The organism is Candidatus Bandiella numerosa, from assembly GCF_021811875.1.
Lineage (GTDB): Bacteria > Pseudomonadota > Alphaproteobacteria > Rickettsiales > Midichloriaceae > Aquirickettsia > Aquirickettsia numerosa_A.
This window is the reverse complement of record NZ_JAJBJD010000115.1, coordinates 1-3,563: the sequence shown is the minus strand read 5'-3', so window position 1 is coordinate 3,563 and position 3,563 is coordinate 1. Positions and strand designations below refer to the sequence as shown.

Genomic DNA, 3,563 nt, shown 5'->3' with positions numbered 1-3,563 from the left:
TCATTGGATATCTATGTCTGTTTGGTGTGCCCTTCATCTTTTTTGATATTTATTTTTTTAAATCCTACAATTTTATAATCTTTTATTCAATATCAGAATTTTATTCTATTTTTAACTTGACTGTGCCATTTTAAAGAGCGAAGGCAGTTTGAAAAAGAGCTAAACATTGGTATTATAGGAAGTCTTATTTATACTATACGGTATAATCAAGAAAAAGATCAAAATAGGAGTCGCTGAAAATGATCTACAACATAGCCTCTGTACTGATTTAATTTTAAAGGAGGCTATTGTTAACCCAGGCTGGAGATACAGATATAAAAGATAACAATATACTCAAATGCTCATTATGTCTTTGGATTTAACATTTAGTATTCCGTCAATTTTACTTATAAAATCATCCGTAATTTTTTGAATTTCCTGGGAATAAAGCTTAAATTCATCTTCAGAAATCAACTTATCCTTTTCTTGTTTTTTAAATTCATCGATGCCACCTCTTCTAATATTTCTGATCGCTACTTTGGCCTGTTCACTATATTCACCAGCCTTTTTAACAAGCTCTCTTCTTCTTTCTTCATTAAGGTTAGGCATATGCAATCTTATAACTTGACCTTCGGTATTAGGAGTAAGACCTAAACCTGAATTCAAAATTGCTTTTTCCGCACTAGAAACTAATCCCTTATCCCATATTTGAATCGATAGTGTTTTTGCATCTGGTGCACTAATGCTACCAATTTGATTAAGAAACATATCGCTTCCATAGGCATCAACTTTAATGGGGTCAAGTAAAGCAGTCGAAGCTCTACCGGTCCTCAATCCACTTAATGAGTGATTTAAAGAAGATATCGTTCCATCCATTTTATTTTTTAAATTTTTTAAAATTTCTGAATCCTTATTCATAATATTTTTATTTTATAGTTGTAAAATCACCATTGTTTTGTAAAACCTCTGCAAATTCACCCTTTTTCCCAATATTAAAAATCCTAATAGGCATTTCATTATCGTGCGCTAGTGTAATTGCAGTTGTGTCCATTACGGATATGTTGTTTTTAATCACTTCGTTATGAGTTAGTTCTTTGTATTTCACTGCTTTGCTATTTTTTTTAGGATCCTCAGAGTATACACCATCAACTTGAGTACCTTTCAAGATAAGTGAACAATTCATTTCAATAGCTCTTAAAACACCACCTGTATCAGTAGTAAAAAAGGGATTTCCTGTCCCTGCTGCAAAAATTACAATTCGTCCTTTTTCTAAATGCCTAATGGCCTTTCTTCTGATATATTGCTCTACTATCGTTATAATAGGTATTGCAGAGACTACTCTAGTATATAAACTTTTGCTTTCTAATTTACTTTGTAGGGCTATTGCATTGATTACTGTTGCTAACATCCCCATATAATCTGCAGTAGCTCTTTCAATTCCAACTTCTGCTACTGTTGCTCCTCTGCATATATTACCTCCACCAACTACTAAGCAAATCTCATATCCTAAATCATACACTTCTTTTATATCTTCACAAATTTGGTCTATCATGGTATTATCGTGACCAAATTTTTCTTTCCCCATCAATGCTTCACCAGAAATTTTCAAAAGTATTCGATTTTGTTTCTTCATGTTATTGACATTAATTATTCACCAATTTCATACCTTATATATCCTGAAACACTAAAATTGCAATTATTTTTAGATTTTAATTCTTCTACTACTTTTTTAATTTTTGTTTTTCCATCAATAACAAATGGTTGTTCTAGTAACACGATTTCTTCAAGGAATTTTCTGATTCTTCCTTCTATCATTTTTTCAACAACATCAATCGGCTTACCACTTTCCAAAGCTTGATCTCGAAGAATATTTTTTTCTTTCTCAACAATGCTTTGATCAAGATTTTCAACATTCAAAGCCATGGGTTTGGATGCAGCAATATGCATTGCAAGTTGCCCACCAAATTCCTCTATCTCATTATTAATATCACCTTCTACAGCTACTATAACGCCAATTTTACCAATATTATCTGATAATTTATTATGTAAATATGGTATTATTTTTCCTTTGTGTACATTAATTTTGCTGATTCTTTTCAATATAATATTTTCTCCAATAACAGAAATATGTTCTGCTATTAACTCACTGATAGGAGTTGCGTCATGTTTACCAGATTCTAAAAATTTATGTAAATCACTTCCTTCAAATTTATGTGCGCTTTTTACCACTTTATCTGCAAGGCTTAAAAATTTATCATTTTTTCCAACAAAATCTGTTTCAGAATTTAGCTCAATAATGGTGGCATTATTCCCATCAATGTGTATCGCTATTACTCCTTCACTGGTATCTCTTCCAGCTTTTTTACTGGCAGAAGCAAGCCCTTTTTTTCTAAGCCATACAACAGCTTCTTCTATATTAGAATTATTTTCCTCTAGAGCCTTTTTGCAATCCAGCATTCCAGCTCCCGTTTTATTACGTAATTCTTTTATTTGATTCGTATTTATAGACATGCTTAAATTTACCTATTTTTTATTATTATCTTTATCCTTTTTATCGGATATTTTATTATTTCTTTTTCCTTCTTTTTTTTCATTGTCCGTATTTGGCAATTTTTCTAAATCCACTCCTTGTGAGGATAAACTATTTTCAATACCTGCTAATATTGCATCTGCAACCAAATTACAATAAAGCTCTATAGATTTTCTAGAATCATCATTGCCTGGAATCACAAAATCCACCCCCTTGGGGCTAGAATTTGTATCAACTATAGCAATTACAGGTATGTTCAATTTATTTGCTTCATGAACTGCTGTAGCATGAGTTTTAACATCTATAATAAACAATATGTCGGGTAGACCTCCCAAATTTCTTATTCCTCCAATAGCTTTTTCTAATTTCTCCTTTTTTCTTGAAAAATTTAACAATTCTTTCTTAGTATATTTACCTTCTTCAGATTCTAAAACTTCCTCATACTTTTTCAATGTCTTGATAGATGAAGAAACTGTTGACCAATTAGTTAACATTCCCCCTAACCAACGATGATTAACATAATATTGCCCACACTTTGTTGCTGCATCTTTTACCACATCAGTAGATTGCTTTTTTGTATTAACAAATAATATTCTACCATTTTTAGATGCTATACTAAATATTACTTGCAATGTATTATAGAGATGGTGAGCGGTTTTCTGTAAATCTATAATATGGATTTTATTTTTAACACCATAAATGTATTTGCCCATTTCAGGGTTCCATAGGTTCTTTTTGTGCCCAAAGTGAGCACCAACTTCTAACAATGATTTTATACTAAAATTAGGTTTATATGACATTTCAATACTCCTTTTTGGTTATACTAAACGCAGAATAAATCAAAGATGACACCAAAAAATATCTGCGTGGTTTTTACTATAGGTGATACTATACATATGTGTGGTTAAAATTTCAATACTAAATTTGAATGTGCGCCGTGCATGATGTAAGAGTAGAGGGTTCAAGTCCCTCATGGGCTGATATAGAGCTGTCCATTAGCTGAGGCAAGGTTAACTTCGTGAGGAGTTGGCGGAAGGAAGCTGACGGCAAAGTA

The 3,563-nt window shown here is 31.8% G+C and carries 4 protein-coding genes; all 4 read right to left on the bottom strand.

Annotated features, from left to right (window positions below):
* Positions 1-333: 333 nt before the first annotated feature.
* The 4 genes from frr to rpsB are packed head-to-tail and all read right to left on the bottom strand — an operon-like array spanning position 334 to position 3,309.
* A complete protein-coding gene (frr, locus tag L8D11_RS04200) occupies positions 334-897 on the bottom strand; it encodes a ribosome recycling factor (RefSeq protein WP_236870424.1) in 564 nt (187 codons plus the stop codon).
* 7 nt (positions 898-904) lie between these two features.
* Positions 905-1,630, bottom strand: a complete 726-nt coding sequence (gene pyrH / locus L8D11_RS04195; RefSeq protein WP_410519504.1) for a UMP kinase — start codon at positions 1,628-1,630, stop codon at positions 905-907.
* The gene (gene tsf / locus L8D11_RS04190) at positions 1,627-2,490 is read right to left on the bottom strand and encodes a translation elongation factor Ts (protein WP_236870422.1); all 864 of its coding nucleotides are present in this window, start codon (positions 2,488-2,490) and stop codon (positions 1,627-1,629) included. Before tsf ends, pyrH begins: the two co-directional genes overlap by 4 nt.
* Positions 2,491-2,502: 12 nt before the next feature.
* Positions 2,503-3,309, bottom strand: a complete 807-nt coding sequence (gene rpsB / locus L8D11_RS04185; protein WP_236870421.1) for a 30S ribosomal protein S2 — start codon at positions 3,307-3,309, stop codon at positions 2,503-2,505.
* Between the last annotated feature and the right edge of the window lie 254 nt (positions 3,310-3,563).

What these genes read in the sequence shown, in the direction of transcription:
- rpsB (WP_236870421.1), bottom strand. Translation starts at nt 3,309, where the DNA reads ATGTCATATAAACCTAATTTTAGTATAAAATCATTGTTAGAAGTTGGT.
- tsf (WP_236870422.1), bottom strand. Translation starts at nt 2,490, where the DNA reads ATGTCTATAAATACGAATCAAATAAAAGAATTACGTAATAAAACGGGA.
- frr (WP_236870424.1), bottom strand. Translation starts at nt 897, where the DNA reads ATGAATAAGGATTCAGAAATTTTAAAAAATTTAAAAAATAAAATGGAT.